The 13,147-nt window shown below is 62.6% G+C and carries 14 protein-coding genes and 3 pseudogenes; 8 read left to right on the forward strand and 9 right to left on the reverse strand.

The annotated features are described in order from the left end of the window. The first annotated feature begins 569 nt into the window (after positions 1-569). Entirely contained in the window at positions 570-779 is a 210-nt protein-coding gene (locus AC1DW9_RS34950; protein WP_476855341.1) for a hypothetical protein, read from the forward strand. A gap of 568 nt (positions 780-1,347) precedes the next feature. On the opposite strand, the gene AC1DW9_RS34955 is transcribed toward AC1DW9_RS34950, so the two are convergent. From AC1DW9_RS34955 to AC1DW9_RS34965, 3 genes are read right to left on the reverse strand one after another with little or no spacing between them, the layout of a single operon-like run. Continuing rightward, complete coding sequence (locus AC1DW9_RS34955; protein WP_441509156.1) at positions 1,348-1,611, reverse strand: TackOD1 domain-containing metal-binding protein; 264 nt, start codon at positions 1,609-1,611, stop codon at positions 1,348-1,350. Between the two features lie 10 nt (positions 1,612-1,621). Continuing rightward, entirely contained in the window at positions 1,622-2,677 is a 1,056-nt protein-coding gene (locus tag AC1DW9_RS34960) for an HlyD family secretion protein (protein ID WP_441509155.1), read from the reverse strand. Between the two features lie 13 nt (positions 2,678-2,690). Continuing rightward, positions 2,691-3,938, reverse strand: a complete 1,248-nt coding sequence (locus tag AC1DW9_RS34965; protein WP_476776789.1) for a glycosyltransferase family 2 protein — start codon at positions 3,936-3,938, stop codon at positions 2,691-2,693. An 889-nt stretch (positions 3,939-4,827) separates the two neighbouring features. Here AC1DW9_RS34965 and AC1DW9_RS34970 point away from each other — a divergent pair. Further along, positions 4,828-5,433: pseudogene (locus AC1DW9_RS34970) on the forward strand (HlyD family secretion protein); the annotation flags it as partial. Positions 5,434-5,521: 88 nt separating this feature from the next. Here the strand turns inward: AC1DW9_RS34970 and AC1DW9_RS34975 are convergent. From AC1DW9_RS34975 to AC1DW9_RS34990, 4 genes and pseudogenes are all read right to left on the reverse strand, one after another. Continuing rightward, a pseudogene (locus AC1DW9_RS34975) lies at positions 5,522-6,218 on the reverse strand (IS6 family transposase). 112 nt (positions 6,219-6,330) lie between these two features. Continuing rightward, complete coding sequence (locus tag AC1DW9_RS34980; protein ID WP_476776788.1) at positions 6,331-6,516, reverse strand: hypothetical protein; 186 nt, start codon at positions 6,514-6,516, stop codon at positions 6,331-6,333. Beyond that, complete coding sequence (locus tag AC1DW9_RS34985; RefSeq protein WP_476776787.1) at positions 6,513-6,770, reverse strand: hypothetical protein; 258 nt, start codon at positions 6,768-6,770, stop codon at positions 6,513-6,515. Before AC1DW9_RS34985 ends, AC1DW9_RS34980 begins: the two co-directional genes overlap by 4 nt. Next, positions 6,767-6,958 carry a DUF5681 domain-containing protein gene (locus AC1DW9_RS34990; RefSeq protein ID WP_476776786.1) on the reverse strand — a complete coding sequence of 64 codons (192 nt, stop codon included), beginning with the start codon at positions 6,956-6,958 and terminating at the stop codon, positions 6,767-6,769. The genes AC1DW9_RS34985 and AC1DW9_RS34990 overlap by 4 nt, the downstream gene beginning before the upstream one ends. A gap of 649 nt (positions 6,959-7,607) precedes the next feature. Between AC1DW9_RS34990 and AC1DW9_RS34995 the strand changes: the two genes are divergently transcribed. From AC1DW9_RS34995 to AC1DW9_RS35005, 3 genes are all read left to right on the forward strand, one after another. Beyond that, positions 7,608-7,820 (forward strand): hypothetical protein, encoded by a 213-nt coding sequence (locus AC1DW9_RS34995; protein WP_441509080.1) that lies wholly within the window; start codon positions 7,608-7,610, stop codon positions 7,818-7,820. Positions 7,821-7,991: 171 nt separating this feature from the next. Next, complete coding sequence (locus AC1DW9_RS35000; RefSeq protein WP_476776785.1) at positions 7,992-8,195, forward strand: hypothetical protein; 204 nt, start codon at positions 7,992-7,994, stop codon at positions 8,193-8,195. Between the two features lie 34 nt (positions 8,196-8,229). Beyond that, positions 8,230-8,526 (forward strand): hypothetical protein, encoded by a 297-nt coding sequence (locus AC1DW9_RS35005; protein WP_441509078.1) that lies wholly within the window; start codon positions 8,230-8,232, stop codon positions 8,524-8,526. Between the two features lie 472 nt (positions 8,527-8,998). Here the strand turns inward: AC1DW9_RS35005 and AC1DW9_RS35010 are convergent, their stop codons facing one another. Next, positions 8,999-10,195 (reverse strand): multidrug effflux MFS transporter, encoded by a 1,197-nt coding sequence (locus AC1DW9_RS35010; protein ID WP_441509077.1) that lies wholly within the window; start codon positions 10,193-10,195, stop codon positions 8,999-9,001. Between the two features lie 400 nt (positions 10,196-10,595). Here AC1DW9_RS35010 and AC1DW9_RS35015 point away from each other — a divergent pair. Further along, positions 10,596-10,793 (forward strand): annotated as a pseudogene (locus tag AC1DW9_RS35015) (ATP-binding domain-containing protein); the annotation flags it as partial. Between the two features lie 148 nt (positions 10,794-10,941). Here the strand turns inward: AC1DW9_RS35015 and AC1DW9_RS35020 are convergent. Further along, a complete protein-coding gene (locus AC1DW9_RS35020) occupies positions 10,942-11,628 on the reverse strand; it encodes a hypothetical protein (RefSeq protein ID WP_476776784.1) in 687 nt (228 codons plus the stop codon). Positions 11,629-12,307: 679 nt separating this feature from the next. Here AC1DW9_RS35020 and AC1DW9_RS35025 point away from each other — a divergent pair. After that, positions 12,308-12,514 (forward strand): manganese efflux pump, encoded by a 207-nt coding sequence (locus AC1DW9_RS35025; RefSeq protein ID WP_441509075.1) that lies wholly within the window; start codon positions 12,308-12,310, stop codon positions 12,512-12,514. 260 nt (positions 12,515-12,774) lie between these two features. After that, complete coding sequence (locus tag AC1DW9_RS35030; RefSeq protein WP_476776783.1) at positions 12,775-13,074, forward strand: hypothetical protein; 300 nt, start codon at positions 12,775-12,777, stop codon at positions 13,072-13,074. Positions 13,075-13,147 lie beyond the last annotated feature (73 nt).

The raw sequence follows: 13,147 nt of genomic DNA on the forward strand, positions 1-13,147 counted from the left end.
ATGACAAGCCGCTAGCGCTGACCGACCAGCGAGTTGTTCGGGCTGCGGCACGCAATCGACAGGACCGAAGCGGATTGCACGCGCAGGGCGTGTTTCGTCAACAGAATGGCGGGAATCAACAAAACGCGGCGGGATGAACAGGATACCTAGCCTGCGCCTTAAAATGAAAGAGCGACTACATGAATGCCATCAGCGCTTGGCTCGCACGCTGGAGCACCCTGCCGGTCTCGACGCAAATCTTTCTTGCCGCCTGCGCGTTCCTTACGGGCCTCGGCGCATGGTGGAGCATCGATCAGCTCTCATACCTATCGCGATACAATATGTGCATGGCGTTCGAGAAGAAGTCTTCCGCCCAATACTCATACGCCGACAGGCGTTGCATTAGCGCCGCCGGCCGTCGCGGTTAGGGGTTAAACCGGGTCTAAATTTAAYACCGACAATTACTTGCGCCGTTCACRACGCAACGTTGCGGTGACTGTTCGACTGGTCGATCGTGATTCAGCAGAGGACGGCGAACCAACGCGTTCGCAGGTAGGCGCTCRGCGAGAACGGATGAAAGCCGGAMCCAGATGCTGACGCGCGATGAAATCTGGATCTTGCACCTGTTTCGGCCAGACAGGGGCTGCGTCGAATTGCGGCCGGGCAAGGCGCGCGAGGAACTGATCCGGAAAGGTCTGATCGAGTGGRCGCCCGCGCCAGCGTGGATGGGCGTCAACAGCTACGCGCTCACTGAGCGCGGACGGGCGGTCATGGGCGTGCTGCCGAAGTCGGCAGACTGATTAGCTGAGAAGATTAGGGCGAAGAAGCCGAGTTGAAGGCGAACGATCAAAGTCAGCTTTCAAACCGACATCGAAAGGGCAGAATCGACCCATCTCGGACTCTGCCCCATCGTCCTCCAGTGACCACAACGAATGACGAAGGAGACAGCCGCCGGCTTCACTCGCCGTGCCTCTCTGCCCGCACGGCTCGCAGGAATGCCCCCAGAAGCGCACGAGCCGGAGACGTCGCTGTCCCCTCGAAATTGCGCCCCAGTTCACTCCCGGAACGGATCAACGCCGTGTAACGCGCGCGGGGAGTCTTCTGTCCACTGGAGTGCCACTCCAGATCGGGCAGCCTCCACTCGACAAGTGCGATCACGAGATCAAGCGATTTGGTCACGGACCGCGCACTGTTCCAGATGGTCATCCCCTCAAAACGCCAGTGACCGTCGCCTTGCGATGTGAAGCCTAGGGCACGCAGGGTGTCCGCATCCAGTCTGGGGTCAGACCCACTCCCCCGCTCGACCTCGTCAATGAGTATTTCCGAGATCATGCTGGATGTCCTGTGCGGAGGGGCGTGCATTTTGGGCTACGGATTGGGATCAGCGACCTCAGGGACAACGATCTCCCTGCGACATATGCGGCATTGGAGGCTCGCCGCCACAACCTCCCAGTCCCGCCCAGCGCCCAGCAATCGCCTGCGACATTTGGGGCAGTGCCGTTCATCTCCGCTGCGAGCGAAATCGTATTCTGGACCGATATAGGCACAGATCATGTGGTGGATGACGCGATGACGCTCGACGTCGCCGCTCCTGCAGATGTCGCATTGATCGGGCAGTGGGGGGCTGGTCATCGCAGCCGCGCTAGGCGAGATTGAACAGCCACATCAGCCGTCGTGCGATGCTGTCCGTGAACTCGGAGTAATACATGTGGACGCTCACAGTGGAGTTCAGCGTTGGTGGCTGCACTCCCGCATCGAAGCGGACGCGTCCGATCTGGCCTGAATCCGGCTGCCGAAAGACCGACCCGCGACGCGCATCGAGCTGGTCCGAGATGGGAAGGACCTCGGTGAGGGTGGCTGCGTAACGGGTTCTCCCGAAGACGACGAAGACCCGCTGTCCGGGCTTGGGATCAATCATCCTGAAATCGGGAATGTACCAATCGACATAGATGTCCTTGGACAGATAGACCTCGGCGATCGCCGTTGCCGCTGCAATTGTTTCGCCCGCCTGGCGCGTCTGGTTCGAAATAATACCACTCACCGGTGACAGGATGATACCGTCGTTGAATTCCCTCCGGACCTTGTCAAACTGCCCGCGGACTTCCTGTCTCACAGCAGTCAGACGCACCAGCTGCGCCGCCCCCTCCTCGGCTTCCGCTTCCAGCACCACGAGGTTCTGGACCGCCAGGGAGCGCTCCCTGAGCACATCGCTGCGATAGATCAGGCTGGCGGTCCCAAGGTCTGCGCTGCGCTCCAGACGCTGGAAGGCTTCCTCGGCCAACTGCGATCGCGCGCGGGCAGGCTCGATGGCTGCAAGCGAGACGCGTGCCTTGACCCGGAGTTCAATCTCGCGGCCCGTGATATCGGCGAGGGTCTGCAGAAGGCCTGAAGCGACGACTTCGATCTGGGGCGAAATCACCTCGGCGATCGGCGTGCCCTCCTGTACGACCGAGCCCGGCCCCACATCCATCCGCTTGATCTGGACAAGATAGGGCGGCGAAATGACCGTGCGCGGCGCCGAGACCACGCCAGGACCGTCTAGGAAGATCAGCGGCAGACCAAAACTGACAATGAAGAAGCCGAGAACACCGAAAACCAGGGCGGCGTAGATGAAACGGACAATACGTCCCGCGCCCGCACGGCGACTTTCGACCGGGTCTGGAACCCGGGTGTCGAGGCGTTCAATCTCGCGGTTCATGGCGATCGCTCCGTCAAAGATCGGGCGTCAGCAGGGCGCGCCGGACGCGTGGGGGCACGAAGTCGTCGTGGCGCGAGACAGAAAAGAGCAGTTCGCTCGTGAAGGCCCAGAAACGAACCGCCTTCATCAGCAGGCCCTGGTAAATTGGAAAGACCGGAGCGATCAGTACATTGAACAGGCGCGGCTTGTGATTGAACAGCAGGCCGGCCAACGCGATATTGAACAGGTTGAGAGCCAGCAACAGCAGGCTGACTCCGGCAAGGAACGTCAGTGTGGCCGGTCCGAAGAGCACGGTGCAATAGGCAAGATAGAAGGGCAAAGACAGTGTCGGGACCAGATCAAAGATCAGGAAGTCCAGACGCTGCAGCGTATCGGCCAGGCTTTCGGACCTGAAGGGCCAGGCTTCGCGGTACTGGATAAGGCGCACTCGCAGGGCATCTCTATCCCAGCGTTGCCTCTGGCGGGCGAGCGAGATGAACGATTCCGGCGCCATTGTCGCGGCCCAAGCCTCGGGAACGAAGCCGATCCGGTATCCGAAGCGCCGCAGTCTCAGGGTGAACTCGATATCCTCACCTGGCCCGACATCAAGTCCACCACGGTAGAGAAAGATGTCGCGACGATAGAGCGAGCAGGCGCCGGAGGTGCACGAGATGCCCTCGAACTGACGGAGGAATGCCTTTCCAGCACTGATCGACATCAGGTATTCAAGAGCTTGAAGTTCGGTCCAGATCGATGCGCTCTCGTTCTTGACGCTGATGTTGCAGCTCACCGCGGCCATGCGTGGATCTGAGAACGCTGCCGTCATAAGGGCCAGCGCAGTGGGGGCGAAGACGGTGTCTGGATCGACCGTCAGGATCAGGTCGCCGCGCGCGAAACGCGCTCCCGCATTCACGCCGGCGCTGCGCCCACAGCGGTTCGTGTGATGGATCACGAGGTCGATCAGCCCATCCGCGCGAGCGCGCTCGGCGATGGCGAGGGTTTCATCGACCGACCCGTCATCGATCACAATGATCTCGAAGGGCGGGGATGTCTGGGCGCGCAGCGAGGCGATCGAATGGAGCAGACCATCGGCCCCGTTGAAGGCAGGCATCACGACGCTGACCCGCCGCGCCGGGGCAACGGCATGCGGGCGCTGTCGGCCCAACGTCAGCGCGGTCAGGGAAACCAGGGAAAAGGTATAGCGCGGCACCTCGAAGATCAGGACCGTGAACGCCAGTAGAACCCAATCCGAATACCAGAGTTGGAGAAGGACGTCGCCCATGCCGAATGCCTCCGCTCTCGAGGAGCATCTTCAATCCCGGCGCAAGCCCGGTCAATGTCAGGCAGTGCGCAAAAGTCGCCTGGTCGCGATGTTCGTTACGACGATGGGACCACCGACGTTCGAAGGCAGGCTTGATGCAAGATCCAATGAAGCCGAAGCCCGCCCTTCGACCAATCGAAGTCGCTGAAGCCGGAAGATTCCAGGGAGGTCCACTACGACCGTTAGCAGACGATATGCGTCACCGATCAAACGTCGGCACTCCACCCTCCTGCGACCTTCGGGACGTCCGCTAGTGGTAGGCTCAGGCGGCTTCAAATCGGCGCAGCCAACGGCTGTCGGTCACCGGACGAGCGTTGCTGGCCTGCCACCGCGGCCGGCAGGCATTGGCTCGGGCGATTTGCTGCGGCATCGGTCGCAGTCTCCAGCGCGGGCGACAAAGCCTCCTCGACCCGGATCATGCGCACGGAGTCCAACAGCCGCATCGTGCAGCGCTGTGTGGCGACGGGCGTCACGGCTCGAACGGGCAGGAAGGCACGTAGACGGTCTTCATGTGGGTGCTGGCTCATCCTGCGCCTTGGGCCAGGGCGCTGTTCCCCGACGCCATTCAGGGTGAAGACGTTGGGATCGGTCGCTGACTCCAACGCGGGCGGGCGACAAGAGCCCCCTCGACTAGATCATGCGCGCGGAGTTCGACAGCCGTATCGTGCGGGCGCCCTGCGCTCGACACGGATCATCGAGAGCACCGTCATAACCTGCATCTCCCCGAGTGCTACGCCGCAGGGAACGTGACACTTCTAACGAGGGGAGCGGGACCTTTCTAATGAGGTCCTAGAGGATGTCATCCGCACCAAGCCGCCAGCCGCTCCGCATTGGCCGCAGGGCCGGGCCGCCGGCAGAGAAGGCGAGTGCCCAATCGTCACTTGCCCAGGCCGAGGTCGAACTCGACAAGACGGTCATCCGGGCAGGGTTCGCTGGGCAGTATCGAGCAGTTCGCACTTCGGGCCGGCGATGTCGTCAATCCGTTGATGCGACCGGCGGGTATCCTGATTCCGGAGGAAGCCGGGCGAAAAAGCCTCCAGGCGGGATTCGGCCAGGTCGAGGCTCAGGTGCTCAAGGTCGGCATGATCGCCGAGGTCACCTGCCTGTCGAAGCCCTGGACCCGATGGTCGTCACCGATGTGCAGGACTTCATCGCGGCGGGGCAGTTCCGCGCCAGCGAACTGCTTGTCGATGCCCAGCAGTTGCGGGCGCCGGGCACGATCCTGACCTTTCTCGAACCGCTCTACGAGGGTGGCCTGGATGGGGTCGTGCCCGGCAGTAGCTGCATCGCCAACGCCTACACCAGCAATCATGATCTGATCGCTTCGGGGAAGCTAAGCACGACGCGGAGTGCGATCCTGCATGCCGTCGACGCGGTGGGGCTCGTCCACGCTCTGCTGCTGCGCATTCAGGCGGCGGTGCTGCCGATCAAGCTGCTCGTTTTCGGTGGGCATTAGTCGATCCGCGAAGTCGAGCGCTTCCCAGGTTCTGATGGTTCTGTTGCAAATTCCCGCGGCGCCATAGAATTTGGTGGTTCGTGCCGTTTCACGCCGCTGCGATAATCTCAAACTGCGCTGCGATGGACGGGTTTGGATTGTAGGCGTATCTGGCCTGTCGCTTGCGCATCATGTGAACCATCTCGATACCGACCAGGGTTGCAGCGGCGTTTTTGAATGATGTTAAGCCAAGCATCGATCGGATTCGCCGTTTGATCCGCCGATGATCCTGCTCGATCCGATTGTTCAGGTATTGGCTTTGCCGGATTCGGATCGGCTTCAGCTKGCGGCGTGASCGATCTTGAAGACGGCTTGTCGCATCACATGAGACGATGGCTTCCCGGTTGGTCTGGCTGCCGTCAATGACGATGCGCTCGGGCCGGCCATGGCGTTCAAGCGCCTTGCGGAAGAACCGCTTGGCCGCAATCCCGATGTTCGCTGAACCARAACTCGACCGTGTCGCCAACGCTGTCGATGGCGCGATAGAGATACATCCACCGTCCGCGGACCTTGATGTACGTCTCGTCCGCATGCCACTTGGCGGTCACGGCGCGTTTGCGCCGGTTGAAGCGCTCAAGCAGCAATGGCGAGAAGTAGACGACCCAGCGGTGGATCGTGGAATGGTCGATGCTGATGCCGCGCTCGGCCATCATCTCCTTCAGGTCGCGCAGGCTCAGGCCGTAGGCCAGATACCAGCCAACACACAGCAGGATCACCGATCGGTCGAAATGACGGCCCTTGAACATCTGAAATCCCCCCGCCAATGGCTGGAAGGTGATGCCCTAACCTCCGTAACTGAAGAGTTTGCAACAGAACCAAATGGTACGGCAACCGTTCGCCCATGCAAAACGTTGCTTGTCATTCTTCCTCTGTCAGCAGCTGGCTCATCTCGTGGCCATCGTCGAGTGTGCCCGTGAGGTTCGCTTCCCGTTCCTCATCGCTTGGCGGGCGGTTACTGATCATGTAGCGCACACCATAGTTGGGGCGTGCCTCCAGTTTCGCAATGCGCACTGACAGTCGCGACATAGTGCTGGGCCTCGTCATGCTCGCCCTCCTTCAAGTGCCTGGAGCCTGCGGTGCAGATCGGTGACCTCGATGGCCTTGGCATGGGCATCGACCAGCCTGCCGAGTTCAGCGGCTTCGGACGGCGTCAGTTCGCCCGCCGCGACTGCCTCCAGGATGGCCTGCGTCGCCCTGGCCAGATCGCCCGCCGTCTCGAACCTGGGAAGGTCGAACGTCACTGGACGGTCGCGCCGGGCGGGAGCCAGCCGGTCCATGCACAGCCGGAACGCCGTCATGTCGCCGGCCCCAGGCCCAACTCGATGGCCTTGCGCGTGAGGGCCTCGGCCTCGCCCTCCAGCAAGGCTTCAAGGGCGAGCGTCACTTTGTGGCGGGTTCCCTTAGCCTTGCCTGCCGGGTTGCCCGACTGGCCCGGCTTGAAGGGCGTGCCCCGCTGCTTCCCCGCTGCATTTTCAGCGCCAGTCATCACATGAGCCCTCTAGCGACCAGGGCGTAGACGGCGAGTGTCATCAAAAGGGAGCCGCCAGTTTCCTCTATCCCCCGCCGGGCCCCCGGGCTCAGTCGCTCCCGTTTCAGGCCGCACCCGACCTCCATTCCCAACAATCAATTGGCAAATGTGCAGACTATGAAATGATAAGGCGCGCTTGAATATGCAATATTGCCATCGAAAATAACACCCGCGACGCGCGGTGCCAGACGAGAGGAACGCAGCGAGCCCGGGCAAGGGCAAGTTACTCTACGGCCCGTGACACTTGGCGGCGATGGACATGGGCATGGCTTGAACGAACAAGCCCGACATGGCGGACGCATGGTAGGCAGAGGAACCCAAAAAAAGGAGTAATGCTCATGGTCCTCGCCATCTGGTCGTGCGCCGTCGCCACCCTCGCGCTTGGGGTGGTCATCGTCCGCTGGTTCGCTGGGCGCGCCGACGGCGCAGTTCGTCCGGATCAGGAGCAGCCCTGCTGAGGTCGCTGAGCCGGCAGTCACCGCGAAGCCGCATGCGCCGAAATGATCCGGCTTTAGAAGGCCGTCCGCCGCACCTGCGCTGACCCTGCGAGCCCATGCGGCACGCGGCGTGAAGCGCCGTCCAAGTGTCTTCACCAATGGAGCAAGCAATGAAATCGGCTACCGCACTTCTGGCCATCACCCTTGCAGTGTTCGCGGTATCAGCCGCACGCGCTGCGACCCATGACGACGCCACGCAAATTGTCATGCCCCGCAGCATCGTGACGGAGCGGACCTTGGCGGGCTATAGGAACGGCGACCCGGTCAGGTTCTCCGGACAGATCAACGCCAGGCTTTTTCGGCTGCACCCTCTTTTCCGCTGAGCGGATCGCCAGCGCCGAGCATCATCACATAGACGCGACCGCGCAACGGTCGTGCTGGTGCCGTTGAGGGCGGACCCCGCCTGTTGAGGCTTTCCAGCGCTGCATCCACGCATCCTGACCAGGTGCGGAGTAAAAAGCGCCAATTCCGGCCTTCACCATGGAGCAAGCATGATGAAACGCCTATTCGCCATCGCTGGCTTCGCGCTGTTCGCCAGCCATCCCTTCGCGGGCGAGTTCAGCGCTGCCGACATCGCGCGGTTGCCGCAGGACAAGGTCGCGGCGATCAAGAATTTCGTGATGCCGGAATTTTGCGAGGGCAGCCAGTACGAGGCCCTCCGCAACCTGATCGCGCGTGGCAGCATCCGCGTCGACTGAACCCAAGCGCCACCTCATCGCTGGAGCAAGCACGATGAAACTGATCCCATCCCTGCTGGCGACGGCCATCGCGGCGAGCGCAGTGTCGCCTGCCGCCGCGAACGACCAGTGGGCCGCGCGCGGCATCGCGCTTGTCACGGCCTATCATGACAAGTGCACATCACTGCCCACCGGCGTTCTCGCGAGGGCAAAGCAACAGATCCCAACCATCCCGCGAAGCGCGATGGAGGCCGCGAGAGACGGGGTGCTGGCCGAGTCGACAGCCGGACCGACGCAGTTCTGCGCCACGTACAAGGCAGAGATCGAGCGGGCTGCGACCGCCCTGCGCTAAAGGAGCAAGCCCACCAGCATCGCCGCGACCAAATGCCTTCGCCTCGTCATTGCCGCCACGAGTGGCCCTCCGCGCAGCCATCCGCTTCTTCCGACGGAGCGAGGCATGAACGAGCATTACCAGCGCCGTGGGACAGGGTGTCCGACTACGCGGACGGCATCATTGCCCGCATCAAGGCCGACGAGATCCATCCGAGCGCCTATGAACGCTGATCCTGTCATTTCTTGACCAGGTTGCTTACCGGGAGCACCATAGGGCCTTGCAAGATCTTTCCATGACCCGCTTCGACGGCCGGAGGAGCCGCAGTAGCGGATAGTCCAACGGGCACCCCGGTGGCCTCCCGAGGGAAGTCCGGGTGATTGAAACCCAGTAGAAGCCAGCGTGTGGCCGCGGCACTACGGGTTTTTTTTCCACGATGATGTGCAATTAATTTCACTAGGACCGGACGAGTGATGGGCGTCACGGCTGACCGCTAGATCCTGGCCGCCCGCACGGCGGCGCTCGCCCTGAACAGCACGAGCGCGGCGACGCCGATCGCCGACATCACCAGCGGCAACGGCAGCGCGCCGCTCTTCAGCGCATGTCCGACGAGGAGGCCGACGCAGGCCGAGAACAACATCTGGCAGATCCCAGTGAAGGATGAGGCCGCGCCGGCGCTATCCGGGAAGGGCATCATCGCCGAGGCCTGGGCCTGCGGCATCGTGAGGCCGACACCACAGGTGTAGAGCGCCATCGGCAGCACAACGCCGGCCACGCCACCGAAATCGCCAGCGACGCAGACCAGCATGGCAAGGCCTCCGCCGGCGAGGCACCGCACGCCGAGCGCGATGACACCGTCCATGCCACGGCGGGCGACCAGACGCTGCGCGAGGATCGTGCCGAGAATGAAGCCAAGCACGACGAGGCTGAAGGACAGGCCATACTGGACCGGCGTCAGACCATGGATGTCGATCAGTATGAAGGACGAGCCGGAGATGAAGGCGAAGAGCCCGCCGTAGGCCAGCGCCGTCAGCGCGACATAAACGCGGAAGGCACGACTCGCGAACAGCGTGCCGAAGCCGCGGATGATGGAGCCCAGCGAGAGCGGCTCGCGCGAGCGGTTCCGGATCGTCTCGGGCAGAAGAAACGTCACCATCGCCACCACGGCAGCGGCGAAGGCCAGCGTGGCGACGAAGGTCGAGCGCCAGCCGAAGGCCTGCTGCAGCACCCCGCCGAGCACCGGCGCAATCGCCGGCACCAGCCCCATGATCATCCCCATGCGGGCCAGTTCGCGGCCGGCACGCGGCCCCTCATAGAGATCGCGCACCATGGCGCGGCTGAGCACGATCGGTCCCGACGCGCCGAGCGCCTGGACCGCGCGGGCGATGGTCAGGGCCTCGATCGAGGGCGCGAAGGCGCAGGCCAATGTCGACACCATGAAGATGCCGAGCCCCACCAGCAGCACCGGCCTGCGGCCGACCCGGTCGGAGAGTGGTCCCCAGAAGATCTGGCCGCCGGCGAAGCCGAACAGGAAGACCGACAGCGTCGCCTGCGCGCCGGCGATGTCGGTCTGCATCACCCGGACGATGTCGGGCAGCGAGGGCAGGTAGAAATCGGTCGAGAGCGGGCCGAGCGCCGTCAGCATGGCGAGGACGGCGGTCATCGCCAGCGTGTCGGGGCGGAGTTTCATGGAGGGGCGCCCTTCCGTGCACGGCAGGCGGCTGTCTAGGCTTGGCCGGTCAGAATGTCGAGGATTGGGCCGCCACCCAGCGGCATCGGGCGCTCGTCCGAAGCCAAACTTACCCACCGTCAGCGCATTCGCCTGCTCACACGTCTCAACCGGCTCACTGAAGCAAATCCAATCGAGGTGTTCAGTGATCGGACATCGCCTGTTCACACTGAGCTAGTCACCATACTCCACGAACTCGCTTCGCCGCCCACTCCTTCGGCGACACACGCGTGACTGCGGCATGGCTGGCGGGCGAAGCAGAACCGGCTTCTGCTATTGGCACATCGGAGGCCCGTGTTGCCTGCCCCTGTAACTGCTCCTCGACGCCCTTCAAAGACGTCGGGATCGGTCGCGAACCTGACCCGCCGTCGTCATCCCGGTCGCGACCCAGCACTACATGATGCTGGCCCGCAACCTCCCCTACACGGGCGTGACGCGGGGCAAGCGGCTGGTCGTCATCGTCGGGCAGAAGCGCGCACTGGCCAAGGCCGTGAGGGCTGGCGGAAAATGCCGACGGACGAAGCTGCGGCAATGGATGGCGGGGCGCGAGTGGAGTTGACGGCACCAGAGGCTCAACATCGCGGTCGAACCTCTTACCGTGCTCTCATGCTTGGATGCACATGACCAGCATCCCACCGCTGAGCTACGTCTATTCCGCTCAAACAAGGAGCTCGACGAGTGCGCTGATGCCTGTTGGGGCTGGAGATTTACCAGCGCCTACCGTAGTGCCCAACAACTGGTCGGTTATTGTAATATGCGGCGCGGCGAATGCCCGCACGAAGGACAGGTCTGCCATAGTATCCGCGGCCATAGTAGCCTCCCCCGTAGTAGCCGCCGCCGCCATAGTAAGTTGAGGCCGGCGTGCCGTAGTAGACGGGCTGCGAATAGCCGCTCACGGTTCCCTGATTGCAATTACATGCACTGCCGGAATACGTGGTGGTGGCATAGGGAGCGTCGCTATAGACGCCATTGACATTGTAGCCGTAGGCGGCGGGAGTGGCATAGCCAGAACCGTAGGCGGCGGGCGCGGCGTAGCCATAGCCAGAACCGTAGCCATAACCGTTGCCGTAATAGGCAGCACCGGCTGCGAGTCCGACGCCTGCTGCGAGCGCCCGGCCACCGTAGTAACGATTGCCGTAGTAACCGCCACGGTATGCCGCCCCACGGTAGGCTCCACGGTATCCGGCACGGTACGCGCCACCATATCCACCTCGGTAGCCACCGCCAACGGCAGCGGCACGGTATCCAGCGCGGGAACCAATACCCACCGCACCACCTCGGTAACCACCACCTGCACCGACTCCACGGCGCTGGGCTTCAGCGTCACTGGCGGTGAAGACGAGACCGGCGAGGCCAATCAGGGCGGCCACAGGGAGTGCGAGCAGCGTATTCATGACTTCACCTGTTAACGCCCGCCACTGGATTGAAAACGCGCGGCTGGGCTCGATCCGCGCGGCAACTCGATAATTTCCTTAACGTAATAGTAACGTGTTTGTGCGTCCGGGCAACGCAACTGGCCCAACATCTCCAATTACGGTTAAGTTGGCGAACGGTTCTTCGTCGCAAATGTCGGGGGGCTATGCCGAGCGCCTTCGGCTCGCTGCCCAGCCCAATCGTCACGGGCCTTGCGGACCCAACATCATCAATTGTCGGTTTGAGGACGGGGAGAGGAGTGGCTATCAGAATGGATGCAACGAGCACCTCTTCTATTCTCATGCCAAGGCTGTTGGCGATACCTCTCGCGGCATCGCTGGGTGTGATTCTGCGGTTTGCGAGGCGGCAGTCTCTGGTTAGGTCGTAGACTCTTGAGCGCGAAGCCAAAGCCGCATTGATGCGGTTGCCGTCGTATCGTGCGGGCGCCGTGCGAGGCGGCGGGAGACACGGTTGAATCAATCGACGGGAACGGCAGCAGGGCACTGAGACGGTCATCACCTGCGGCCGCCAAGGCGGCACTGGCCGCGGCTATCGTGTGCTTCCGCCTCATCGGCGTCAGCTTCCGGACCGAGATCGAAGGGGTAAAATCGACCCATCTGAGACGTTTGAAAATCGGGGACTGGCGACCCGAGTTAGCGCATGTATGGCGTCTCGCTTGCCTTCCTCGATGTCAACATCATGGTCATCGCGCTCGCGATCGGTGCAGCGACATTCCTGATGTCAACTGGCGGCATGCTGGCTGGCCGCTTCATCGGGGCGCAGTTCGGGCGGTGGGCCGAAGTGGTCGGCGGTCTCGCGCTGATCGGCCTCGGAGTCTCGATCCTGATCAGCCACCTCTCGGCCTGACCGCCGAGTGTGAAGTCCAGCCCCCTTCTGCGGGGGCGGTGGCGTAAACGGTCATCCGGAGCGCCACCCCTATGCCGGGACGCAATCACCGAGATCAAAAGTCCGCATCGCGGACTTTGGTCGGTGGCTCCCCCACGTAGTTCCGCGAGACCAACAGCGTGGAAAAGCTTGGACCTTGGCGAGTGGTGGAGCCTGCACAGCGTCCGTACCTTCTGACTCTCGATTTAAAGCCGCTCGCACGCGGCACCGGAGCAAAGACGATGTTCGATCTCTTCAAACTCATCACCGACTCTATCCGCGAACAAACTGAAGAATATTCGAAGGCACAGGACCGGGTTGGTGCACGGCAAATCTCGGCCCTCTTCGATCCTTTCGGCATGACCACAACTTCTCCCGTGCGGGTAGCAATCCGCAGCGATGAAGGCCCTCGTGGCCGCACCGCCAAACGAACTAGTGGTCTCTGCCTGACGGAAGAGTCCTGCTTGGGATTCCCCTCGGTCGGCGCGTATGCGAGTCTGGCGCATGCGCACCGGGGTTTCGATCACCATCACGCCGTCTGATCGCCACCGCCTTGAGGCGGTGGCCAGGGACCGCAACGCCGCCCAGAAGCATGCGTGGCGGGCGCTGATCGTG

The organism is Allobosea sp. P4_E12 (assembly GCF_056401655.1).